Annotated in this window: 19 protein-coding genes; 18 read left to right on the top strand and 1 reads right to left on the bottom strand. The window is 69.5% G+C overall.

Features of this window, described 5'->3' with window-relative positions; all coding sequences use genetic code 11:
- Positions 1 to 140 precede the first annotated feature (140 nt).
- From ACFUJY_RS14780 to ACFUJY_RS14695, 18 genes are all read left to right on the top strand, one after another.
- The gene (locus ACFUJY_RS14780; RefSeq protein WP_383298694.1) at positions 141 to 2,762 is read left to right on the top strand and encodes a valine--tRNA ligase; all 2,622 of its coding nucleotides are present in this window, start codon (positions 141 to 143) and stop codon (positions 2,760 to 2,762) included.
- Positions 2,763 to 2,943: 181 nt separating this feature from the next.
- The gene (locus tag ACFUJY_RS14775) at positions 2,944 to 4,464 is read left to right on the top strand and encodes a bifunctional folylpolyglutamate synthase/dihydrofolate synthase (protein ID WP_383298692.1); all 1,521 of its coding nucleotides are present in this window, start codon (positions 2,944 to 2,946) and stop codon (positions 4,462 to 4,464) included.
- A 2-nt stretch (positions 4,465 to 4,466) separates the two neighbouring features.
- A complete protein-coding gene (locus tag ACFUJY_RS14770; protein WP_073965205.1) occupies positions 4,467 to 4,823 on the top strand; it encodes a DUF4233 domain-containing protein in 357 nt (118 codons plus the stop codon).
- A gap of 92 nt (positions 4,824 to 4,915) precedes the next feature.
- A complete protein-coding gene (gene ndk / locus ACFUJY_RS14765; RefSeq protein WP_018103190.1) occupies positions 4,916 to 5,329 on the top strand; it encodes a nucleoside-diphosphate kinase in 414 nt (137 codons plus the stop codon).
- Between the two features lie 292 nt (positions 5,330 to 5,621).
- Positions 5,622 to 6,641: a rod shape-determining protein gene (locus ACFUJY_RS14760; RefSeq protein ID WP_018103191.1), complete on the top strand. Its 1,020-nt coding sequence runs from the start codon at positions 5,622 to 5,624 to the stop codon at positions 6,639 to 6,641.
- A gap of 98 nt (positions 6,642 to 6,739) precedes the next feature.
- Positions 6,740 to 7,774: a rod shape-determining protein MreC gene (mreC, locus tag ACFUJY_RS14755; protein ID WP_383298690.1), complete on the top strand. Its 1,035-nt coding sequence runs from the start codon at positions 6,740 to 6,742 to the stop codon at positions 7,772 to 7,774.
- A gap of 11 nt (positions 7,775 to 7,785) precedes the next feature.
- Positions 7,786 to 8,451: a rod shape-determining protein MreD gene (mreD, locus tag ACFUJY_RS14750; protein WP_383298688.1), complete on the top strand. Its 666-nt coding sequence runs from the start codon at positions 7,786 to 7,788 to the stop codon at positions 8,449 to 8,451.
- A gap of 49 nt (positions 8,452 to 8,500) precedes the next feature.
- Positions 8,501 to 10,666 (top strand): penicillin-binding protein 2, encoded by a 2,166-nt coding sequence (gene mrdA / locus ACFUJY_RS14745; protein ID WP_383298687.1) that lies wholly within the window; start codon positions 8,501 to 8,503, stop codon positions 10,664 to 10,666.
- Entirely contained in the window at positions 10,666 to 11,856 is a 1,191-nt protein-coding gene (gene rodA, locus ACFUJY_RS14740) for a rod shape-determining protein RodA (RefSeq protein WP_383298685.1), read from the top strand. The genes mrdA and rodA overlap by 1 nt, the downstream gene beginning before the upstream one ends.
- 32 nt (positions 11,857 to 11,888) lie before the next feature.
- The gene (locus tag ACFUJY_RS14735) at positions 11,889 to 13,403 is read left to right on the top strand and encodes a CHAD domain-containing protein (RefSeq protein WP_383298683.1); all 1,515 of its coding nucleotides are present in this window, start codon (positions 11,889 to 11,891) and stop codon (positions 13,401 to 13,403) included.
- Positions 13,404 to 13,453: 50 nt separating this feature from the next.
- Positions 13,454 to 15,385, top strand: a complete 1,932-nt coding sequence (locus tag ACFUJY_RS14730) for a TIGR03960 family B12-binding radical SAM protein (protein WP_383298681.1) — start codon at positions 13,454 to 13,456, stop codon at positions 15,383 to 15,385.
- Between the two features lie 572 nt (positions 15,386 to 15,957).
- Positions 15,958 to 16,482 carry a DUF6879 family protein gene (locus ACFUJY_RS14725; RefSeq protein ID WP_383298679.1) on the top strand — a complete coding sequence of 175 codons (525 nt, stop codon included), beginning with the start codon at positions 15,958 to 15,960 and terminating at the stop codon, positions 16,480 to 16,482.
- A gap of 18 nt (positions 16,483 to 16,500) precedes the next feature.
- Complete coding sequence (locus tag ACFUJY_RS14720; RefSeq protein WP_383298678.1) at positions 16,501 to 17,349, top strand: helix-turn-helix domain-containing protein; 849 nt, start codon at positions 16,501 to 16,503, stop codon at positions 17,347 to 17,349.
- 291 nt (positions 17,350 to 17,640) lie between these two features.
- Entirely contained in the window at positions 17,641 to 17,859 is a 219-nt protein-coding gene (locus ACFUJY_RS14715; protein WP_383298677.1) for a hypothetical protein, read from the top strand.
- A gap of 195 nt (positions 17,860 to 18,054) precedes the next feature.
- Positions 18,055 to 18,192, top strand: coding sequence for a hypothetical protein (locus ACFUJY_RS14710; RefSeq protein ID WP_383298675.1), 138 nt, complete (start codon positions 18,055 to 18,057; stop codon positions 18,190 to 18,192).
- A gap of 14 nt (positions 18,193 to 18,206) precedes the next feature.
- A complete protein-coding gene (locus tag ACFUJY_RS14705) occupies positions 18,207 to 19,394 on the top strand; it encodes a JmjC domain-containing protein (RefSeq protein WP_383298673.1) in 1,188 nt (395 codons plus the stop codon).
- A complete protein-coding gene (locus ACFUJY_RS14700; RefSeq protein ID WP_383298672.1) occupies positions 19,391 to 20,296 on the top strand; it encodes an aldo/keto reductase in 906 nt (301 codons plus the stop codon). Before ACFUJY_RS14705 ends, ACFUJY_RS14700 begins: the two co-directional genes overlap by 4 nt.
- A 166-nt stretch (positions 20,297 to 20,462) precedes the next feature.
- Positions 20,463 to 21,131 (top strand): hypothetical protein, encoded by a 669-nt coding sequence (locus ACFUJY_RS14695; protein ID WP_383298670.1) that lies wholly within the window; start codon positions 20,463 to 20,465, stop codon positions 21,129 to 21,131.
- Positions 21,132 to 21,202: 71 nt separating this feature from the next.
- On the opposite strand, the gene ACFUJY_RS14690 is transcribed toward ACFUJY_RS14695, so the two are convergent.
- On the bottom strand, positions 21,203 to 22,039 hold the full coding sequence (locus ACFUJY_RS14690; RefSeq protein ID WP_383298668.1) for a recombinase family protein: 837 nt from the start codon (positions 22,037 to 22,039) through the stop codon (positions 21,203 to 21,205).
- Between the last annotated feature and the right edge of the window lie 154 nt (positions 22,040 to 22,193).

Here is a 22,193-nt window from a genome sequence, read left to right as displayed (position 1 = left end):
GCACACCGTTACGGAACAAACCGGTTTCGGGGCACTCCTGTGACGGCTCGGAGGGCCTGTGTTGAGTTCCCCGTCGTCCGCCCGGAGGGCGGGCGTCGGGGCGCAGACGGGGAACTCAACACAGGCCCTAAACTGTCCGCGTGACCGAGAACCCAGCGCAGCAGCCAGCCAGCAACCCCGAACTGCCGACCCAGTACACGCCGGCCGAGGTAGAGGGGAAGCTGTACGAGCGCTGGGTAGAACGCGGGTACTTCGAGGCGGACGCGAAGAGCGACAAGCCGCCGTTCACGATCGTCATCCCGCCGCCGAACGTCACGGGCTCCCTGCACCTGGGCCACGCCTTCGAGCACACGCTGATCGACGCCCTCGTCCGCCGCAAGCGCATGCAGGGCTTCGAGGCGCTGTACCAGCCGGGCATGGACCACGCCGGCATCGCCACCCAGAACGTCGTCGAGCGCGAACTCGGCAAGGAGGGCAAGTCCCGCCACGACCTGGGCCGTGAGGCGTTCGTGGAGCGTGTCTGGCAGTGGAAGAACGAGTCCGGCGGCCAGATCTCCGGCCAGATGCGCCGCCTCGGCGAGGGCGTCGACTGGACCCGCGAGCGGTTCACGATGGACGAGGGCCTGTCCAAGGCCGTCCAGACCATCTTCAAGCGGATGTACGACGACGAGCTCATCTACCGCCGTGAGCGCATCGTCAACTGGTGCCCCCGGTGCCTCACCGCGATCTCGGACATCGAGGTCGAGTACCAGGAGGACGACGGCGAGCTCGTCTCCATGACGTACGGGGAGGGCGACGAGACCATCGTCGTCGCCACCACCCGCGCCGAGACGATGCTCGGTGACACCGCCGTCGCCGTCCACCCCGACGACGAGCGGTACAAGCACCTGGTCGGCAAGCAGATCAAGCTGCCGCTGACCGACCGCACCATCCCCGTCGTCGCCGACCACCACGTCGACCCGTCGTTCGGCACCGGTGCCGTCAAGGTCACCCCCGCCCACGACCCGAACGACTTCGAGATCGGGCAGCGCCACGACCTGCCGTTCCTCACCGTCCTGGACGAGCGCGCGGTCATCACCGTCCCCGGGCCCTTCGAGGGCCTGGACCGGCTGGAGGCCCGCTCCGCGATCGTCGCCGCCCTGCGCGCCGAGGGCCGGATCGTCGCCGAGAAGCGGCCGTACGTCCACTCCGTCGGCCACTGCTCGCGCTGCAAGACCACCGTCGAGCCCCGGCTTTCCATGCAGTGGTGGGTCAAGGTCGCCCCGCTCGCCAAGGCGGCCGGTGACGCCGTCCGCGACGGCAAGGTCCAGATCCACCCCCAGGAGATGGAGAAGCGCTACTTCGACTGGGTCGACAACCTCCACGACTGGTGCATCTCGCGCCAGCTCTGGTGGGGCCACCGCATCCCCGTCTGGCACGGCCCCGACGGCGAGATGGTCTGCGTCGGCCCCGACGAGGAACCGCCCACCGGCGAGGGCTGGACCCAGGACAGCGACGTCCTGGACACCTGGTTCTCCTCCGGCCTGTGGCCGTTCTCCACGCTCGGCTGGCCCGAACAGACCGAGAGTCTCGCGAAGTTCTACCCGAACTCCGTCCTGGTCACCGGTTACGACATCCTCTTCTTCTGGGTCGCCCGGATGATGATGTTCGGCCTGTACATCAACAAGGACGTCCCGCCGTTCGAGCAGATCGTCCTGCACGGCATGGTCCGCGACGAGCACGGCAAGAAGATGTCGAAGTCCTTCGGCAACGTCGTGAACCCGCTGGACTGGATGGACAAGTACGGCTCCGACGCGCTGCGCTTCACGCTCGCGCGCGGCGCCAACCCGGGCACCGACGTCCCGATCGGCGAGGACTGGGTCCAGGGTTCCGCGAAGTTCTCCAACAAGATCTGGAACGCGACCCGGTTCGCCCTGATGAACGGGGCGACGATCGAGGGCGAGCTGCCGTCCGCCGACGAGATGTCGGTGACCGACCGCTGGATTCTCTCCCGTCTGAACAAGACGGTCGCCGAAGTCGACGCGTACTACGACGACTACCAGTTCTCCAAGCTGAGCGAGGCGCTGCGGCACTTCGCCTGGGACGAGGTCTTCGACTGGTACGTCGAGCTGTCCAAGACCACGTTCTTCGGCGGTGGCCGCCCGGCGGAGGTCTCCGGCCGGGTCCTGGGCGAGGTCCTCGACGTGATGCTGCGCCTGCTGCACCCCGTCGTCCCCTTCGTCACCGAGACCCTGTGGACCGCGCTCACCGGCCGCGAGTCCGTCGTCGTCGCGGACTGGCCGAAGGACTCGGGTTTCCGCGACGACGCCGCCGAGCGGGAGATCGAGCTCGTCCAGCAGGTCGTCACCGAGGTCCGCCGCTTCCGCTCGGACCAGGGCCTCCAGCCCGGCCAGAAGGTCCCGGCCGAGCTGATCCTGACCGGCACCCCGCTCGCCCCGCACGAGACGGCCATGCGGCAGCTGCTGAGGCTGCAGCCGGCCGGGGACGGCTTCCAGGCCACCGCCTCGCTGCCCGTCGCCGGGGCGACCGTCGCCCTGGACCTGTCGGGCACGATCGACGTGGACGCCGAGCGCAAGCGGCTGACGAAGGACCTGGAGGCCGCGAAGAAGGAGGTCGCCCAGGCCGACGCCAAGCTCAGCAACGAGGCGTTCCTCAGCAAGGCCCCTGATCACGTCGTCGAGAAGATTCGCGGGCGCCTGGGCAAGGCTCAGGCGGACATCGAACGGATCCAGGGACAGCTGGACGGCTTGCCGCAAGGCTGAGCTTCGCCCTCCCCGCTCGCGCGGGGGTGAGCCGGACCTTGAGGCTGCCCGCAGGGACAAGGCACGGGCGTTCCCGCGCGAGCGGGAGAGACGGGCCCCGAACCACGAGGTTCGGGGCCGACCCGTATCCGCCCCCGGGCGGCTGCGCGCGATGTCCGATGCCATCCGTAGACTGGGGCCCGTGAGTGAGCCCCGCCCCGACCGGCCCGACGCGTCCGACCCCGACGACACCTTCGCGGAGATCGTGGACGAAGCGACCCAGCGCGACCCCGACCTGGCGGTGATCGAGGCCGGGAGCCGGACGTTGCGCGCCGCCTCCGGGCCGCCCCGTGCCGAGGAGCTGCCCGCCCGGCCCGCCGACCCCGAGGTCGACAAGGCGCTGCGCGCGGTGGAGCAGGAGCTCGCCGGCCGCTGGGGCGAGACCAAGCTGGAGCCGTCCGTCACGCGCATCGCCGCCCTGATGGACGTGCTCGGCGAGCCGCAGCGCGCGTACCCCTCGATCCACATCACCGGCACCAACGGCAAGACGAGCACCGCCCGCATGATCGAGGCCCTGCTCGGCGCCTTCGACCTGCGCACCGGCCGCTACACCTCGCCGCACGTCCAGTCGATCACCGAGCGGATCAGCCTGGACGGCGCCCCGGTGGCCCCGGAGCGGTTCATCTCCACGTACGAGGACATCAAGCCGTACGTCGAGATGGTCGACGCCCAGCAGCCCTACCGGCTGTCCTTCTTCGAGGTGCTGACCGGCATGGCGTACGCGGCCTTCGCCGACGCGCCGGTGGACGTCGCCGTCGTCGAGGTCGGCATGGGCGGCACCTGGGACGCGACCAACGTCATCGACGCCTCGGTCGCCGTCGTCACCCCCATCTCGCTCGACCACACCGACCGCCTGGGCTCCACGCCCGGCGAGATCGCGACCGAGAAGTCCGGGATCATCAAGCAGGGCGCCACGGTCATCCTGGCCCAGCAGCCCGTCGACGCCGCCCAGGTCATGCTGAAGAAGGCCGTCGGGGTCGACGCCACCGTGGCCCGCGAGGGCATGGAGTTCGGCGTGGTCTCCCGCGAGATCGCGGTCGGCGGCCAGCTGCTGACCCTGCGCGGCCTCGGCGGGGAGTACACAGACGTCTTCCTCCCGCTGTACGGCGCCCACCAGGCGCACAACGCGGTGGTGGCGCTCTGCGCGGTCGAGGCGTTCTTCGGCGTCGGCGCCGAGCAGCCCGGCGCGCTGGACGCCGGCATTGTGCGCGCGGCGTTCGCCTCGGTGGTCTCGCCCGGCCGCCTCGAAGTCGTCCGCTCCAGCCCGACCGTCGTCCTGGACGCCGCGCACAACCCGGCGGGCGCCCGCGCCACCGCCGAGGGCCTGTCCGAGGCGTTCGGCTTCTCCCGGCTGATCGGGGTGGTCGGTGCCAGCGGCGACAAGGACGTGCGGGGTCTCCTGGATGCCTTCGAGCCGATCTTCGCCGAGGTCGTCGTCACCCAGAACTCCACCGAGCGCGCCATGGACGCCGACGCCCTCGCGGCCGTCGCCGTCGAGGTCTTCGGCCACGACCGGGTGCAGGTCGAACCCCGGCTCGACGACGCGCTGGAGGCGGCGATCACGCTCGCCGAGGAAGAGGACGAGTACGCGGGCGCCGGCGTCCTGGTGACCGGTTCCGTGATCACGGTCGGCGAGGCCCGGCTGCTCCTGGGAAGGCGCTGACCATGCGCATGCTCTGTGCGTCCACGCTGATCGGCGAGTTCTTCGTGATCGGGTTCGCCGGACTCGTCGCGATGAAGTCCGACGACCTGTCGAACGCCACGGTCTGGACGGTGTGCGGCATCGGGATGCTCCTCTCCGTGCTGCTCTGCGGCATGCTCACCCGGCCGGGGGGCGTCCAGCTCGGCTGGGCCCTCCAGGTCGCGCTGGTCGCGAGCGGCTTCGTGATCCCGGTGATGTTCATCCTGGGCGTCGCCTTCGGCGCGCTGTGGTGGGCCTCGGTGCACTACGGCCGCCGGATCGACGAGGTGAAGGCCCGCTGGGCGGCCCAGGCCGAGGCGGAGACCCCCGCCGCCGGCTGACCGCCCCCACCACGGCAAACCCGGCGGCGGGCCCGTCGCCGGGCCCCTGTAATGTCGCCTCACCGCACCCGTATGCCTGCAAGGAGCCGCACATGACCCAGCGCACCCTCGTTCTTCTCAAGCCCGACGCCGTCCGTCGCGGTCTGGTCGGCGAGATCGTCGGCCGCATCGAGCGCAAGGCCGGCTGGAAGATCACGGCGCTGGAACTGCGTACCCTGGACCGCGCCACGCTGGAACAGCACTACGCCGAGCACGTGGGCCGCCCGTTCTACGAGCCGCTGGTCGAGTTCATGCAGTCGGGTCCGATCGTCGCCCTGGTGGCCGAGGGCGAGCGGGTCATCGAGGGCGTCCGCGCCCTGGCCGGCCCCACCGACCCGATCGCCGCCGCGCCCGGCTCGATCCGCGGTGACTTCGGCACGATCACCCGGGAGAACCTCATCCACGCCTCGGACTCCGAGGAGTCCGCGGAGCGGGAAATGAAGCTTTTCTTCCCCGGACTTTCCTGAACCCGGATCAGCCGAACAGCGCTCGCGACCTGGGGCGACCGAATTAATTCGGTCGCCCTTCGGCATAGGGTGTCCGATCGCGGGAACGCATCCCCCCGACGTAACGTCACCATGAGTGGAACGGCCACCCGTTCTGCCCAGCAGGGCGGCGTACCCTCGCGCTGTGCCGGCACATCCGGCACTACGATGGAACCTTCCACGCCCGCAGCGCCCATCCTGCCTACCAAATCAAGCCATCACGGCTTTCACTTGGGAGGCCCGACGCATCCTCATGGGGAACAAGGGGAACTCAATGTCGTTCATCGGCCGTGACATGGCTATCGACCTCGGGACTGCCAACACGCTGGTGTACGTCAGGGGGCGCGGCATCGTTCTGAACGAGCCGTCCGTCGTGGCCATCAACACCAACACCGGCGGAATTCTGGCGGTCGGCGCCGAGGCCAAGAAGATGATCGGCCGTACGCCCGGCAACATCGTCGCCGTACGGCCCCTGAAGGACGGCGTGATCGCCGACTTCGAGATCACGGAGCGGATGCTCCGCTACTTCATCCTGAAGATCCACAAGCGCCGCTACCTGGCCCGCCCCCGGGTCGTGGTCTGCGTGCCCTCCGGCATCACCGGGGTCGAGCGACGCGCCGTGATCGAGGCGTCGACGCAGGCCGGCGCCCGCCAGGTGCACATCATCGAGGAACCCATGGCGGCGGCCATCGGCTCGGGCCTCCCGGTCCACGAGGCCACCGGCAACATGGTGGTCGACATCGGCGGCGGCACCACCGAGGTCGCGGTGATCTCGCTCGGCGGGATCGTCACCGCCCAGTCCATCCGGGTCGCCGGTGACGAGCTGGACAACGCGATCATCCAGCACATCAAGAAGGAGTACTCACTCCTCCTCGGGGAACGCACCGCCGAACAGATCAAGATCACCATCGGCTCGGCGTACGACCTGGAGAAGGACGAGCACACCGAGATCCGCGGCCGCGACCTGGTCTCGGGCCTCCCCAAGACCGTCGTCATCTCGGCCGGTGAGGTCCGCAAGGCCATCGAGGAGCCGGTCAACGCGATCGTCGACGCGGTCAAGACGACGCTCGACAAGTGCCCGCCGGAGCTGTCCGGCGACGTCATGGACCGCGGCATCGTCCTCACCGGCGGCGGCGCGCTGCTGCGCGGCCTGGACGAGCGGCTGCGCAACGAGACGGGCATGCCGATCCACATCGCCGAGGACCCGCTGGACTCGGTGGCGCTCGGCTCCGGTAAGTGCGTCGAGGAGTTCGAGGCGCTCCAGCAGGTCCTGGACGCCCAGCCCCGACGGTAGTCATCCCACGACCCCCGCGCGGACGCTGCCGCTCCGCGCGGGGGACCGCCGACATACAGGCACGATCATTCCTACGAGGAAGGCACGGCCGCCGCACTGTGAGGGACACACGAGAGAGCCGGCTGCTCCTGGTGCTGCTGATCGCCATCGCGTTCGCGTTGATCACGGTGGACATCCGCGGCGGTGAGGCGTCACCGGTGGACGGCGCCCGGCAGGCCGCCGCCACGGTCTTCGGGCCCGTGGAGAACGGCGTGGCGTCGGCGGTCGACCCGGTGGGCAACGCCATAGGGGCGGTCCGCGCCTCCGGCAGCCGCCACGACAAGATCGCCGCGCTGGAGAAGCAGAACGCCGAGCTGAAGGCGAAGCTCGGCAGCGACGACCGCAACCGCAGCCGGGTCCGCCAGCTGGACGAGATGCTGAAGAAGTCGGCGACCGGCCAGTACGGCATCAAGGCCGCCGAGGTCATCGCCATAGGAGCGGCCCAGGGCTTCTCCTGGACGGTCACCATCGACGCGGGCTCCAAGGACGGCCTCAAGCGCGACATGACCGTCCTCAACGGGGACGGGCTGGTCGGCCGTGTCACCACCGTCGGCCCGGACACCGCGACGGTGCTCCTCGCCAACGACCCGGACTTCACCGTCGGCACCCGGATGGAGTCCACCGACGAGCTGGGCTTCGCCACCGGCCAGGGCTCGCGCCCGCTGGCCGTGCAGTTCCTGAACGGCAAGGCCCGGGTCAAGAAGGGCGACCGGCTCGTCACGTTCGGGTCCAGCAAGGACAAGCCGTTCGTGCCCGGCGTCCCGGTCGGCGAGGTCGTCCGCGTCGACCCCTCGGGCGGCGATCTCACCCGGACCGTCTACGTACGCCCGTACGTCTCCTTCACCAAGCTGGACATCGTCGGCATCGTCGTCCAGGCCCCGCGCGAGGACCCCCGCGACATGGTCCTGCCGAAGAAGCCGAAGGCGCCCGCCAAGCCGAAGCCCACCCCGACCGTCACCGTCACCATCTCGCCCAACGGCGACATCGTCGACACCGAGGGGAACGTGGTCGGCAACATCCACGAGAGCCCCAGCCCGGACCCCAGCGGGAACGCCACTCCGAACGCCGACAACGCGGCCAACGAACAGAGGTAGAGCTGATCCCCATGCACGTCAACCGGACCCTGCTCTCCATCGTTCTGGTCGTCTTCGCCCTCGTCGTCCAGGTCTCCGTGCTGGCCCGGCTCCAGCTCCCCGGCGCCGTGCCCGACCTGCTGCTCATGGTCGTCCTCGGCCTGGCCTTCGTGTACGGGCACGTCGCGGGCGCCCTCATCGGCTTCGGCGCCGGCCTCCTCGCGGACCTGGCGCCCCCGGCCGACCACGCCGCCGGGCGCTACGCCCTGGTCCTCTGCGTCATCGGCTACCTCGCGGGCCTGGCCCGGCCGGAGAACGGACAGCTGAAGTCCGCGTTCCTGCCGATGGCCGTGGTCGTCGCCGCGGCGATCGGATCGACCCTGCTGTACGCGGGTGTCGGCGCGCTGGTCGGCGACACGGCGGCCCGTCATGTGGGCCTCGGCAGCCTGCTGTTCACCGCCGCGGTGTACGACCTCCTCCTGGCGCCGTTCACCGTGCCGCTGATCATGGCGCTCGCCAGACGCACCGTGAACGACCCCGTCGCCGAGTCCTCCTCGGGGGGCGGCGACGTGGCGGCCGGCTGGCTGGCGGCGGGGACCGGGCTGCGGATCGGCAGCCAGCGCGGCGGACTGCGCGTGAAGGCGGCCCGCAACCGGGCGGCACGCGCCGGACGGATCAAGGGAGTCAAGCGACTGTGAGGCAGCATTCCGCCGGGCCCCGCCCCCGGACCACCACCGGGGGCGCCCCGTGAGCAACATCCCCGAGACGGGCCGCACCCAGCGCGTCCAGATCCGGTTGATCGTCATCCAGGTCCTCGTCTTCTCGCTGCTCCTCACCCTCGGCGGCCGCCTCTGGTACCTCCAGATCCGCAACGGCCAGGAGTACTCGGACGAGGCGAAGAACAACCACGTCCAGCAGGTCGTCCAGCCCGCCGCCCGCGGCTCCATCCTCGACGCGCGCGGTGTGCCGCTCGCCGACAACGAGACCCGCCTCGTGGTCTCCGCCAGCCGCACCGAGCTGATGAAGATGGACGACGACGGCAAGGCCGTGCTGACCCGGCTCGCCGGCGTACTCGACATGAAGCCGAAGGACGTCTTCGACAAGGTCCGGCTCTGCGACGCCAAGACCCCGCAGCCCTGCTGGAACGGCTCGCCCTACCAGCCGATCCCGGTCACCGACGAGGCCACCACCCAGCAGGCCCTGACGATCCGCGAACGCGCCGAGGACTTCCCCGGCATCACCGCGGAGCCCACCGCGGTCCGCCGCTACCCGGCGCCCGGCAAGGCCAACACCGCCCAGGTCCTCGGCTACCTCTCGCCCGTCACCGACGAGGAGATCACCAAGGCCCAGGACAGCGACTCGCCCTACCTGCGCTCCGACATGGTCGGCCGCTCCGGCCTGGAGCGCACCTACGACAAGGAGCTGCGCGGCAAGGCGGGCGTCACCCGCTACGAGGTCGACAACCTGGGCCGGGTCATCGGCCAGGCCAAGAACGACAAGGCGGAGGCCGGCGCCAGCGTCGTCACCTCGATCGACGCCCGCGTCCAGGCCGTCGCCGAGTACGAACTCAACGACGCGATGAAGAAGGCGCGCCAGGAGTTCGACCACAACACCGGCGAGAACTACAAGGCGGACTCCGGCGCCGTCGTCGTCATGGAGGCCAAGACCGGCCGCGTCGTCGCCATGGCGTCCCTGCCCAACTACGACCCGAACGCCTGGGTCGGCGGCATCTCCGCCAAGGACTACGCCGCGCTGACCGGCAAGAAGTCCAACTTCCCGCTGCTGAACCGGGCCATCCAGGGCCAGGCCGCCCCCGGCTCGATCTTCAAGGTCGTCTCCTCGACCGCCGCGGTCAACGCCGGCTACCCCTTCGACGGCCACTACCCCTGCCCCAGCTCGTACTCCATCGGCGGGCAGACCTTCACCAACTACGAGTCCCAGGGCTACGGCGACATCACCATCGGCCGCGCCCTGGAGGTCTCCTGCGACACCGTGTACTACGGCCTCGCGCACAAGGAGTGGGCGAAGGACGGCGGCAACAACCCCAAGAAGCACCCCAAGGACTGGTTCTACAAGACCGCCCACCAGTTCGGCCTCGGCAAGACGACCGGCATCGACCTCCCCAACGAGGTCAGCGGCCGCGTCCCGGACCGCGAGTGGAAGAAGAACTTCGCCAAGGCCAACCACGACGCCTGGTGCAAGCAGGGCAAGAAGGACGGCACGTACGTCGAGAAGATCGCCTACGAGAACTGCCTCGAAGGCGACAAGATGCGCGCCGGTGACTCCGTCAACTACTCCATCGGCCAGGGCGACACCCTCGTCACCCCGATCCAGATGGCCACCATCTACGCGGCCATCTCCAACGGCGGCACGCTCTACGACCCCACCGTCGGCAAGGCCATCGTCAGCGGCGACGGCAAGACCGTCCAGATGATCGAGCCCGAGTCGCACGGCAAGCTGCCCTTCTCCAAGAAGACGCGCGACCAGATAGACGAAGCCCTCGCGGGTGTCGCGACCCGCGGTTCGGCCGCCTGGCGATTCGGCGGCTGGCCGCAGGACAAGATCCCGATGCACGCCAAGACGGGTACCGCCGAGGTCTACGGCAAGCAGACGACCTCCTGGTTCGCCACGTACACCAAGGACTACTCGATCGTCATGACGATCTCCCAGGGCGGTACGGGTTCCGGCGCGTCCGGGCCCGCCGTCCGCAACATCTACAACGCCCTGTACGGGCTCGACGCCACCGGCAAGCAGGACCTCAAGAAGGCCCTCCTGCCGACGCCGCAGAAGGGGCTGCCGAAGATCCAGGCGGACGGCACCATCGACGCCCCGACGGTCAAGCCGTACCACCCCGCCTCGGAGAAGCCCGCCGGCGAGCAGACGCTCGCCGCGGTGCTGGGGAGGCGCGACTGATGGCCGGATTCTCCGTCCCGCGCTACGGCCCCGAGCGGTCCGGCTGGGGCCGTCTCATGGCCCGCGACTCCGTGGTGCGCCGGCTCGACTGGCCGCTCCTCGGCTCGGCGGTCGCGCTCTCCTTCATCGGCTCGCTGCTGGTCTGGTCGGCGACCCGGGGACGCGACTCGCTGACCCATGGCGACCCGTACTACTTCCTCTTCCGGCACGCGCTCAACACCGGCATCGGCATGGCGCTGATGATCGGCACGATCTGGCTCGGCCACCGCACCCTGCGCGGCGCCGTGCCGATCCTCTACGGGCTGTCCGTCGTCCTCGTCCTGGCGGTCCTCACCCCGCTGGGCGCCACCGTCAACGGCGCCCACGCCTGGATTCTGCTGCCCGGCGGCTTCTCCATCCAGCCCTCCGAGTTCACCAAGATCACCATCATCCTGGGCATGGCGATGCTGCTCGCCGCCCGCGTCGACGCCGGCGACCAGGTGCACCCCGACCACCGGACCGTCGCCAAGGCCCTCGGCCTGGCGGCGCTCCCCATGGTGATCGTCATGGGGATGCCGGACCTCGGCTCCGTGATGGTCATGGTCGTCATCGTGCTCGGTGTGCTGCTGGCCTCCGGCGCGTCCAACCGCTGGGTCTTCGGGCTCCTCGGCGCGGGCGTGGCCGGGGCGGTCGCCATCTGGCAGCTGGGACTGCTGGACGACTACCAGATCGCCCGCTTCGCCGCGTTCGCCAACCCGGCGCTCGACCCGGCCGGCGTCGGCTACAACACCAACCAGGCCCGCATCGCGATCGGCTCCGGCGGCCTGCACGGCACCGGCCTCTTCCAGGGCACCCAGACCACCGGGCAGTTCGTCCCCGAGCAGCAGACCGACTTCGTCTTCACGGTCGCCGGCGAGGAGCTGGGCTTCCTCGGCGCCGGGCTCATCCTCGTCCTGCTCGGCGTCGTCCTGTGGCGCGCCTGCCGCATCGCCCGCGAGACCACCGAGCTGTACGGCACGGTCGTCGCCGCCGGGATCATCGCCTGGTTCGCCTTCCAGTCCTTCGAGAACATCGGCATGACGCTCGGGATCATGCCGGTCGCCGGACTCCCGCTGCCGTTCGTCTCCTACGGCGGCTCCTCGATGTTCGCCGTCTGGGTGGCCATCGGCCTGCTCCAGTCGATCCGGGTGCAGCGGCCGATAACAGCCTGAGCGGTTTCCCGGCAGCGCGTTAGATTCGTCGTATGGCGGACTCCAAGCGCGAGATCGAGCGGAAGTACGAAGCCACCGACGCCACCCGGCTGCCCGACCTGGGCCGGGTGGCCGGCGTCGGGTCCGTCGCGCACGAGGGCGCCATGGAGCTGGACGCCGTCTACTACGACACCGAGGACCTGCGCCTCGCCGCCGGCAACGTCACCCTGCGCCGCCGCACCGGAGGCTCCGACGCCGGCTGGCACCTGAAACTCCCCGTCGCCGAGGGCGTCCGCGACGAGATCCGGGCCCCGCTCTCCGACCACGTGCCGGCCCGCCTCACCGCCCTGATCCGCTCCCGGACCCTGGGCGCCCCCGTCGTCCCCGTGGTCCGGCTGGTCTCCGTCCGCGACGTCCACGTCCTCACCGGCGACGACGGCACCCCGCTGGCCGAGCTCAGTGTGGACGAGGTCCTCGCGGAGCGGCTGAACGGCGGGGACCGCACCGCGGCCTGGACCGAGATCGAGGCCGAGCTCGCCGACGGCGGCGACCCCGCCTTCCTCGACACCGTCGGCCGCGCGCTGGCGGAGGCCGGCATCCGGCCCTCCGCCGCCCACTCCAAGCTCGCCCGCGCACTGGCGGAGACGGGACGGGCCCCGGAGCAGGGCGGCCCGGCCGAACCGCGCACCGCCGGCGACCACGTCCTCGCCTACGTACGCCGCCAGGCCGAGGCGATCGTGGCGCTCGACCCGGCCGTGCGGCGGGGGCTGCCCGACTCCGTGCACCGGATGCGCGTCGCCACCCGACGGCTGCGCAGCGCCCTGCGCACCCACCGCCGCGTCCTGGACCGCGAGGCCACCCGCCCCCTGGGCACCGAGCTGAAGTGGCTCGCGGGGGAGCTGGGGATCGACCGGGACCGAGAGGTGCTGGACGCCCGGCTGCGCGCCCGGCTCGGCGAGCTGCCCGCCACGCTGGTCGTCGGACCGGCCCGGGCGCGGCTGCGCCTCCGGTCGGCGGCGGAGCACGAGGACGCGCGCCGGCGCACGACCGCCGCCCTGGACTCCGCGCGCCACCTGGACCTGCTGCGCGCCTTGGACGCGCTGCTCGCCGTTCCTCCGCTGCTGCCCGGGGCCGCCGCGGCGCCGGCCGACGAGCTGTCCCGCGCGGTCCGCAAGGACCACAAGCGCCTCGCCGGACGGGTGGCGCACGCCCTGGAGCTGCCGCCGGGGCCGGACCGGGACGCCGCGCTGCACAGCGCCCGCAAGGCCGCGAAACGCGCGCGGTACGCGGCGGAGGCCGCCCGCCCCGCACTCGGCAGGCCCGCGAAGAAGGCGGCCAAGCGGCTCAAGGCCGTACAGAGCCTCCTCGGCGACCACCAGGACGGCGTCGTCGCCCGCGAGACCCTGCGCGCCCTTGCCGTACAGGCGCACGCGGCGGGGGAGCCGTCGTTCACCTGGGGACTGGTGTACGGGCGGGAGGAGGCGGCCGCCGCCGCGACCGAGCGCGAGCTGCCCGGGGTCTGGCGGCGGGCGCACCGGGCCCGCCTCCGGCGGGCGCCGGGAGGCTGAGCAGCGAGGTACGCTGGATGGTCACCCCTGCCGGCTCTCGAAAGTTCGCGATGTCTGTCGATTCGGTCTTCCCACAGCTCGAAGCTCTGCTCCCGCATGTGCAGAAGCCCATCCAGTACGTCGGCGGTGAGCTGAACTCCACCGTCAAGCCGTGGGACGAGTGCGACGTCCGCTGGGCGCTGATGTACCCGGACGCGTACGAGGTCGGGCTGCCCAACCAGGGCGTCATGATCCTGTACGAGGTACTCAACGAGCGCCAGGGCGTCCTCGCCGAGCGCACCTACAGCGTCTGGCCGGACCTCGAAGCGCTGATGCGCGAGCACGAGGTGCCGCAGTTCACCGTGGACAGCCACCGCCCGGTCAAGGCGTTCGACGTCTTCGGGCTCAGCTTCTCCACCGAGCTGGGCTACACCAACATGCTGACCGCCCTGGACCTGGCCGGCATCCCGCTGGCCGCCGCGGACCGGGGCGTCGACGACCCGATCGTGCTCGCGGGCGGCCACGCCGCGTTCAACCCGGAGCCGATCGCGGAGTTCATCGACTGCGCGGTCATCGGCGACGGCGAGCAGGCGGTCCTGGAGATCACCGAGATCATCCGCGCCTGGAAGGCCGAGGGCCGGCCCGGGGGCCGCGAGGAGGTCCTGTTCCGCCTCGCACGGACCGGCGGCGTGTACGTCCCCGGCTTCTACGACGTGGAGTACCTGCCGGACGGCCGCATCGGCCGCGTCGTGCCGAACAGGTCGGGCGTGCCGTGGCGGGTGTCCAAGCACACCGTGATGGACCTGGACGAGTGGCCGTACCCGAAGCAGCCCCTGGTCCCGCTCGCCGAGACCGTCCACGAGCGGATGTCCGTGGAGATCTTCCGCGGCTGCACCCGCGGCTGCCGTTTCTGCCAGGCCGGCATGATCACGCGCCCCGTGCGGGAGCGAAGCATCACCGGCATCGGCGAGATGGTGGAGAAGGGTCTCAAGGCGACCGGCTTCGAGGAGGTCGGCCTGCTCTCGCTGTCCTCCGCCGACCACACCGAGATCGGTGAGATCGCCAAGGGCCTCGCCGACCGCTACACCGACGACAAGATCGGCCTCTCGCTGCCCTCCACCCGCGTCGACGCGTTCAACGTGGACCTGGCCAACGAGCTGACCCGCAACGGGCGCCGCTCCGGTCTCACCTTCGCCCCCGAGGGCGGCTCCGAGCGCATGCGCAAGGTCATCAACAAGATGGTCTCGGAGGAGGACCTGATCCGCACGGTCGCCACCGCGTACGGCAACGGCTGGCGCCAGGTGAAGCTGTACTTCATGTGCGGGCTGCCCACCGAGACCGACGAGGACGTCCTCCAGATCGGCGACATGGCGGTCAACGTGATCGCCAAGGGCCGCGAGGTCTCCGGCCAGAACGACATCCGCTGCACGGTCTCCATCGGCGGCTTCGTGCCCAAGCCGCACACCCCGTTCCAGTGGGCGCCCCAGCTCAGCGCCGAGGAGACCGACGCCCGGCTCGCCAAGCTGCGGGACAAGATCCGCGGCGACAAGAAGTACGGCCGCTCGATCGGCTTCCGCTACCACGACGGCAAGCCCGGCATCGTGGAGGGCCTGCTCTCGCGCGGCGACCGCAGGGTCGGCTCCGTCATCCGCGCGGTGTACGAGGCCGGCGGCCGGTTCGACGGCTGGCGCGAGTACTTCAGCTACGACCTGTGGATGAAGAGCGCCGGGGCGACGCTGCCGGAGTTCGGAGTGGACGTCGACTGGTACACCACCCGCGAGCGGACCTACGAGGAGGTCCTGCCCTGGGACCACCTGGACTCGGGCCTCGACAAGGACTGGCTCTGGGAGGACTGGCAGGACTCGCTGGACGAGACCGAGGTCGAGGACTGCCGCTGGACCCCGTGCTTCGACTGCGGGGTGTGCCCGCAGTTCGACACATGGCCACAACTGAGCGAGAGCGGTAAGAAGATGCTTCCGCTCACGGTGGTAAAGCCCTCGTGACCAGCGCAGATGCTGTCCGGCGGATGGCTGAGTCGCTCGCGGGCATGACCGATGCGGAGCGGGCCGAGATCCTTCGAGGGCTCGGGGCGAGAGAGCGTGAGCAGGCTTCGCGCACGCTGCGGCGAACGCCGCTCCCCGCCCCTCGGCAAGACGGCGGGCGCATCGTCTCGGCCGTGGAGTGGGTGTAGGTAGGTAGAGGGCGTCCGGCCCGACACAGAGCCGGACGCCTTTTGCGTGCCTTCCCTGGGACGCAACCGCCCCTGGCCCGGCTGGGGTGAACACGCCCCCTTGACCAGCACAGTCCGGCAGGGTGAGGGTCGTGCAACCAGGCGCAACGCGCTCGACAGGGAGGGACCTTATGGCCTTACGGTTCGTTGGTAAAGATCCTGAGTCCGGAGATCACGGATCACCTGCTGTGTGGGTGGACCAGGAGTCGAAGGATCTTGTGATCCAGGGGTGGACAGCAGATGAGCAGACCACGGGCGAGAGCTCGCGGGACGTTCTGATCCCCGGGCATGAGTCGGTGATCAGGGTTCCGAAGCGGATGGTCCCGCTTCTCAGGGAGGCGCTTCGTGTCGCAGAGTCTGACTGACTTCTCTGACCTCATCCGGTCAGTGCAGGAGTCAGCCGTGCATCTTGAGATGCGCGACGGGTACGGCGTGGACAACGAGATCGAAGGCTTCGCGGCGTGGCAGGAGGGGCACCGGCTGGACCCGGATGACCGGAGTTCCTGGTGGCGTCCGTGGCTGGACCTGGTGCAGGAGGTCACGGCTAAGGGTGTCGTCATCCGACGTGCCCGCATCGTGTCGGAGCCGGTCAGCGATTACATCGCGTTCGAGCACTCCGGCACCTTCACCAACGTGGCGGCCGGAGAGCAGATCCGTTGGCTGCCCCGCCGCAGTGCTTCGGATCTGGCCCTGCCGGGCAACGACTTCTGGTTGTTCGACGGCAGGCTTGTTCAGTTCAACGTCTTCGACGGCGTCGGCAGGTGGGTCCACACCGACCAGACGGAGGACGCGGCCGTAGCCAAGCTGTGCGCGTCGGCGTTCGAGGCGGTGTGGGAGCGGGGTATCCCGCACGAGAAGTACACCGTCTGATTCCTGGCCGGTCAGCTCATGCCTACCTCTCCGCTTTCCAGTGCCCAAGCCGCGCGTCAGGCGGTTGCCTCCCGCCTGCAAGGGCTGATGAAAGACGCGGGGTTGTCTGGTCATGAGCTGGCCGTTCGGTGCGGCTGGCACCGGGCGAAGTCTTCCCGCATCGCGCGGGGGATCACGCCTCCCTCGGATGCGGACATCCGGGCGTGGTGCTCGGCCTGCGGAGCGGACGGCCAGGCGGCTGACCTCATCGCCGCGTCGCGGAACGCCGAGTCCATGTACGTCGAGTGGCGGCAGATCCACAAGGACGGCATGCGCCGTGTCCATGAGCAGACTGTCCCGCTCTACCAGCGCACCCGCTCGTTCCGCGTCTACGCCTCGAACGTCATGCCGGGCATGCTCCAGACCGCCGGGTACGCGACAGGGCTTCTGAGAGCCATCACGGCCTTTCAGGGCACACCGGATGACGTGGCTGACGCGGTGGCTGCCAGGCTCGACAGGTCGCGGGTGATCCGTGAGGGTGACCACCGCTTCGCGCTGCTCCTCGAAGAAACAGTTCTCCACTACCGGGTCTGCGATGACGAAGCCATGCGGGACCAGCTTGAGCATCTGCTCACTGTCATGCGTCGGCCGAACGTGGCGCTCGGCATCATCCCGAAGCAGGCACGCCGAACGGTGTGGCCGCTCGAAGCCTTCTACTCCTTCGACGATCAGCAAGTGGCTGTGGAGACGCTGACGGCTGAGATCAACCTGACCACTCCCGGCGAGATCCACACTTACCTACGCGCTTTCGTTGAGCTGTCACGGGTGGCCGTGCGGGGCGAGCCGGCGAAGGGCCTGATCCGTGACGCGCTCTCCACGCTCGGGTGATCCCGTGCAACAGCGTGCAACAAGGTAGAGCCGCATGCCCGTAGGTCCCTAGCGTCGTCTGCACACCGAGGCAGGCGGAGGCGGCGACATGGTCAGGGTGAGCGAGGAGGCCCCGGAGCGGGGCGTGCTGGAGTACGTGACCTATGCCCCTGCGGGGCACGACTGTGCTGCGTGTCTGCGTCCTTTGCAGCCCATGGAAGCTGCCCGTCGCATCGTCCTCGACCGGGCGTCCGGGCCACCTCTGGCCACGTACCGCCACGCGAACGACTGCCCGAAGGCGGTGGCTGCCTGATGGAGATGCGGACCTGGAGACAGTCGCGCACCACGGCGACGGAAGCGGCCGAGTCCTTGCGCGCAGCCTTCGCCGTACTGGGCATCCCCGAGAGCGCGTGGAGCAGCGTGCGACCCGTGGTGACCAACACCGGAGGCGCGTACGTCCACCTCGGCATGATCCGCGCTGACGCGGTCGAGCAGATCGCGGCGGCACTCCGCGTGCCGACAGAGCACTGATGCCGGGCTTAGCGAAGTGGACGCTGCGCCACGTAGGCCGGTACGCGGGTCCGCTCTACCTAGCCATGGTCCTCGGTGGTTCCGCCCTGGTTGTGGCCGGAGTCATCGCCATGCGGTAGCTGCCGTGAGGCTGATGCCTTCCCAGACTCCCCGCCGGATTCCCGGCGGGTGTTCCCGAGTAGAGAGGTAAGTCCGATGGTGGAAGAGAACGCCGGATCGGTGGCCCCCGAGGGGGGTGGCCTGCTCATCGCGAAGCGCAAGATCGTGGCCGCGCGGACGCGGACCGAGCAGGAGTCGGACAACACCAGTGGCCGTTCCGACGGCAACGACTAGCGGGGTAGCCCACGATGCTTGATGCAGCTTCGTGGGCGGGGCGTCTGGGTGGGGATGCGTTCCTCGCCCAGACGTACCACCGCTCCTACGCGCACTTCCCTGGCACCGCCGATACGGCGGGCCTGTTCTCCTTCGACGACTTGAATCGGATCATCGCTTCGCAGCGTCTTGAGCCGCCCCGGCTGCGCCTGTCGCTCGACGGCGAGATGGTCCCCCTTCACCGCTACGCGATCCCGACCACGAACCGTCGCGCGGTGAGCTGGTCCCGTATCCAGCCGGCCGAGTTCCACGCCCAGCTCAAGGACGGGGCGTCGCTGGTCCTCGACTCGGTAGAGAAGATCCACCCGGCCGTGGGTGCGGCTGCCGAAGGTCTCGAACGGTTCCTCGGCACGTCCGTACAGGCCAACGCATACGCGTCCTGGACCGATCGGGAGGGCTTCGGGCTGCACTGGGACGACCACGACGTGGTGGTGGTGCAGGTTCACGGCTCTAAGCGGTGGCGCTTGTACGGCTCCACCCGAGAGGCTCCGACCTTCCGGGACGTGGAGTCTCCCGAGACACCCGAGGGTGACCCGGTAGCCGACATCGTTCTGTCCCCTGGTGACGTGCTCTACCTGCCGCGCGGCTGGTGGCACGCGGTCACCGCAGACCAAGGGACAGAGTCGTTACACCTGACGTTCGGCATGGTTCCGCACACGGGCGCGGATCTCATGCTCTGGGTCGTGGATCAGCTCCGGTCGTCCCTCGCACTGCGTAAGGACGTCCCGCGGTTTTTGCCCCCGGTAGATCAGTCGGACTTCATCGGTGCCCTGCGTGATGAGGTGCTGGACATGATGGCTGACCCCCGCTTGGTGGAGCGGTGGGCGGAGTCCATCGACACGACCGACCTCGGCCACGCGATCCCCTCCCTGCCTTACGTGGACGGGCTGCCCGCACAGCCGGGGATCACGGTCAAGATGACCACCTCCCGGGGCCGCCTGACATCGAACGGCGCACACGGCACCGTGACGCTTTCGGCGGCCGGTACAGCCTTCGACTTCGCCGAGTCGGCCGAACCTGCCCTGAGGACGCTGCTGACGGGTGCGCCCGTCACGCTCGGGGACATCGCCGATCGTGCGGGACTGGAGGTCAAGGACATGGCCGAGCTTGTCTCGGCCCTCATAGAGGGGCACGTCGTCGCGGTCGTGGGGTCAGAGCGGTGACGGCCGTGCTGTCCCTGGGGACGTACCGCGTGCGTGCCGTGGGTCAGGCGGCACGTACCGCCCTGGCTGCGGGTAGCCCATGGGTGGACACGGCACCCAACTACGCCCACGGCTACGCACACGAGGCGCTGCGCCCGGTACTCCGGACGTACCCGACCGTGCGGGTATCCACGAAGACGGGGTTCTTCACGGGCAAGCAAGGGCACGCCGCTCAGGCGGAGAGGGTACTCAGCCAGGAAGAGGCCGCCTGTGGGCACAGCCTCGCTCCGCACTTCGTTCGATGGCAGACGGAGCGTTCGTTGGCCGTGCTCGGCCGGGCGGACATCGTGTTCGTGCACAACCCTGAGCACCACGGGCACGGCCTCGACCGTTCCGCTCTACACGGGCGTGTACGGGAAGCGTTCGCCGTGCTGGAGGAATACTCCCAGGCTGGCCGGATCGGCGGTTACGGGGTAGCTACGTGGTCGGGTCTGACCTCCGAAGCGTTCACGGTCCCCGAGCTGCTCGGCCTGGCCCGAGAGGCAGCGGGCTCGGTAGAGCACCACCTCACGGGCTTGCAGATGCCGGTCAGCCTGATCATGGACGACCTGATCAGACGAGCGCTCAACGGGGTTGGACCGCTGATGGGCGCGAAAGACGCGGGGCTCATCACGTTCGGGTCTGCTCCCTTGCACGGCGGCGAACTGCTCAGTGCCATGACACCGGAACTGGTGGACTTCATCCGCCCCGGCCTGTCGCCCGCAGCCGCTGCCCTGCTGGCTGCCGGATCGTGCCCCGGCCTCGATGTGGTCCTGACTTCGGCGAGCACCCGCGAGCACTGGGACGATGCGGCGAAAGCTCTGGCTGCCTCTCTGACGGCCGGAGAACTCAGGAAGGTGACCGATGAACTCTCCTCCGAGTGAGGACGTACAGACCCTGATGGAAGCCGCCCACGACCGGGCGGCGAAGGCTCTGGCCCTGACGTGCACTGGCCCGTTGGCGTGGGGGTTCCAAGGGGTCACCCTCGGCCGGAGAGCGGGGGACCGGTGGCTACGGGTGAGCCGCACTGCTCTGAGGAACGCGGGCCGGATGCAGGGGGAGGGCATCGTCGGCGCATCCCTGCTGGTGTCTGACGCTGTCCCGCGTCCACGCCTGCACGCGGTGCACGACTGGACTGACAGCGAGTGGGCGTTCGAGGCGGAAGCCTTCGACTACGTGGCACAACCCGTTGTGTCCCCGGGCCGGGCGGACCTGGACCGCGACCCCGGCTTGCCTGACGCATGGTGGGACGACCTGTGCCAGGCACTCGGCACGCTGAGCGAAGCGGACGGAGTGAGGGTCACCGTCCGGGACGAGTGGATGGAACGCGCCTTCCCGCTGTTCCTCGGTATCCCTGCCCCGGCCAAGGTGGAGCGGATGACAGGGCACGGTGACCTGCACTGGGGCAACCTCACGGTCGTGCCCATGAACCTGCTGGACTGGGAGCGGTGGGGGCGGGTGCCCCTCGGCTTCGACGCGGGTCTACTCCACGCGAACAGCCTGCTGGTGCCGGGCGTAGCGGACCGCATCCGGAAAAGGTTCGCTTCGATCCTGGACAGTCCAGCCGGCCGAATCGGAGAACTCGCGGCCCTGGCTGAGATGCTGCAAGCCGTCGCCCGTGGCTGGTACCCGGACCTTGCTCCCTGTCTGCTCGCTCACGCGGAGATCCTGACGGGCGTTCGCCCGCCGGTACCGGCTCACTCCGAAGTCACGGCCTGACGGGGAGGGGCCTTTGGTGCGGAAGTCTCTGCCCCTGCGCGGCACGCCGCACACAGGGGCAGAGGTCCGTCTCAGGCGCTCTCGCCGATGTGCCGGTACAGAGTGGCGCGGGAGATCCCCAGCGCCTTAGCGATGGCGCTCACGCTCTCGCCCTTGGCGTACCGGGCACGGGCCACGGCTAGCTTGTCGTCGTCCACCACGGTCGGGCGTCCTCCGTGGTTGCCCTTGCGGGCCGCAGCGTCCAAGCCTTCCAACGTCTTCTCCCGGATGCCTTCCCGCTCGACCTCCGCACTGACGGCGAGAACTGCGAACACGATCGCGCCCGCCCCGTTCGGGTCGTACACACCCTGGAGGGGACCGGACAGGAGTTCCAGTTGGATGCCGTCCGCCTGAAGGGCGGAGGACAGGGACATCAGCTCTGCCGCACTGCGAGCGAGACGCTTCATCTCGACCACGGTCAGGATGACCGGCTGGTTAGGTGCTGCCTGCTTGAACTCGCGTGCCAGCGTGAGCGCCTTCTCCAGCTCCGGGCGTTCCTTCACACGGGTACTGATCTTCTCCGAGAACACGCGGGTGCACTGCGCCCCGGCAAGCGCGTCCAACTGGGACTGGAGTTCCTGACCCACGGTCGAGCAACGAGCGTAGCCAAGCCGGATCGCTGCGCCCGGCGTCCCTTCGGGTGCCTGTGCCACGGTTGCGCCCTGCGCCCATGCCTTACCGGGGTTGCGGTCGGCCGGAGTCTTCACGGTCAGCTCAGCCTTGAGCGCGGGCACCAGAGCGAAGCGGCCTGTGTGGTAGTTCGCTGCCACCTTGCCCGCGCCGGTACGGCAGGGGCTTCCTGCGGGTGCCTGGCACTTCGGGCAGTCGTGGCGCTCGACCTGTTCGGCCGGGGTGATCGTCTTCGTCATGACAGGACCGTCTCATAAACGTGTCTCGAAAGTCAGTGATGAGACGGATCTTTTGAGACGGGTTATGAGACGGCGAGACGGAAGCGAAACGGACACCGACGGGACGGTGGCAGACCGTCTCACTATCGATGGTTATTGAGACGCATGGCCTTGG

Source organism: Streptomyces sp. NPDC057249 (assembly GCF_042669245.1).
Taxonomy (GTDB): domain Bacteria; phylum Actinomycetota; class Actinomycetes; order Streptomycetales; family Streptomycetaceae; genus Streptomyces.
Note: the sequence above shows the minus strand (reverse complement) of the source record. Positions and strands in the feature narration are given on the sequence as shown.